At 67.7% G+C, this 1,557-nt stretch carries 2 protein-coding genes and 1 pseudogene; 1 reads left to right on the top strand and 2 read right to left on the bottom strand.

Annotation, left to right across the window (positions count from 1 at the left end):
- Together ACLBYD_RS30195 and ACLBYD_RS30190 are read right to left on the bottom strand one after the other, a co-directional pair.
- A pseudogene (locus tag ACLBYD_RS30195) lies at positions 1–199 on the bottom strand (carbohydrate kinase family protein); the annotation flags it as partial.
- 126 nt (positions 200–325) lie between these two features.
- On the bottom strand, positions 326–676 hold the full coding sequence (locus tag ACLBYD_RS30190; RefSeq protein ID WP_006554400.1) for a HesB/IscA family protein: 351 nt from the start codon (positions 674–676) through the stop codon (positions 326–328).
- A gap of 141 nt (positions 677–817) precedes the next feature.
- On the opposite strand from ACLBYD_RS30190, the gene ACLBYD_RS30185 reads away from it, so the two are divergent.
- Positions 818–1,492, top strand: coding sequence for a DUF3043 domain-containing protein (locus ACLBYD_RS30185; protein ID WP_016693856.1), 675 nt, complete (start codon positions 818–820; stop codon positions 1,490–1,492).
- Positions 1,493–1,557: the final 65 nt, after the last annotated feature.

Here is a 1,557-nt window from a genome sequence, read left to right as displayed (position 1 = left end):
CAAGCACCGGCGTTCCGCCCAGGACACCCATCGCGAAGGCGATGTTGCCGCCCACTCCGCCGCGCCGGACGACGAGGTCGTCGACGAGGAAGCTCAGGGAGATGTGCGCGAGCTGGTCGGCGAGCAGCTGCTCGGCGAACCGGCCGGGGAAGCGCATGAGGTGGTCGGTGGCGATGGAGCCGGTCACGGCGATGGTCACGTGGCTGAGCCTTTCCGCGGATGTCGATGGTGTGGCTGCTCACACGGAGAGCCGTAGCGGTCCCACGGTACTACCGCGGAAACGACGGAACCCCGGNGCGCCGGGGTTCCGAAGTGCGTCCTCAGCTCAGTTGAACGAGTCGCCGCAGGCGCACGACCCCGTGGCATTCGGGTTGTCGATGGTGAAGCCCTGCTTCTCGATGGTGTCGACGAAGTCGATCGACGCACCCTCGACGTACGGCGCGCTCATCCGGTCGACGGCGAGCGTCACACCGGCGAATTCCTTCGTGAGGTCTCCGTCCAGCGTGCGGTCGTCGAAGAACAGCTGGTACCGCAGACCGGCACAGCCTCCGGGCTGCACGGCGATACGCAGTGCGAGGTCGTCGCGGCCCTCCTGATCGAGCAGTGCCTTCGCCTTCGCAGCGGCGGCCTCGGTCAGGATGACGCCGTGAGTATCGGTCTCTTGCTGCACAGTCATGGGCGCTCCCTGTCGTTCGTGTCGAAACCCGATGGTTCAACGGTACCGCGCCGGAATCTATTCCTCGTGGACGAGTTGCGCCGAGCGTGGTATGGCGTGCGGAATTTCCCGCTTCTCTCCACTATCCCATAGCCTGGTGGTGTGAAGTTGCTACGCCGCGGTGGTTCCGACGACTCCGCCGATCACCAGGTTCCTGCGACCGAGGACTCCCCGGCCGCGACTCCCGACGATTCCGCGTCCGCGAAGGCGACGACCGGTAAGGGTCGTCCGACGCCCAAACGGCGCGACGCCGAGAACCGTCGCCGCGGTCCCGTCGCCCCCGCTCCCCTGACTGCGAAGGAAGCCCGCGAGCGCCGTAAGGCCGCGCGCAAGTCGCAGAGCAAGGAGGAGCGCAAGGCGGCCGCCGCGCAGCGTCGCGCCGACGCGTCCGAGCGCCGCAACCGGATGCTCGCGGGCGAGGAGAAGTACCTGCTCCCTCGCGACCGCGGCCCGGTCCGCGCCTACGTGCGCGACATCGTCGACAGCCGGCGCAATCTCGTCGGCCTGTTCATGCCGCTCGCGCTCGTGCTCATCATGTCGATGTTCCTCGGTCCGGTGGTGCAGCAGTACGTCACGCTTGCGATGTTCGTGATGATGTTCCTGATGATCATCGAGGGCATCTACCTCGGGCGCATGGTCAACAAGAAGGTGCGCGAGCGCTTCCCCGATTCGACGGACGGCGGCTTCGGGCTCGGCTGGTACGCCTTCGTGCGCGCCTCCCAGATCAAGAAGCTGCGTGCGCCGCTCCCCCGGGTCGGCCCGGGCGACGCCGTCTGACCTTCCGGCGACCCTCAGTTGTGAGGCGCCCCGCACACCACCGGCGGTAGCTGCCGGATCTCGGC

The organism is Rhodococcus sp. C26F (assembly GCF_053345925.1).
Note: the sequence above shows the minus strand (reverse complement) of the source record. Positions and strands in the feature narration are given on the sequence as shown.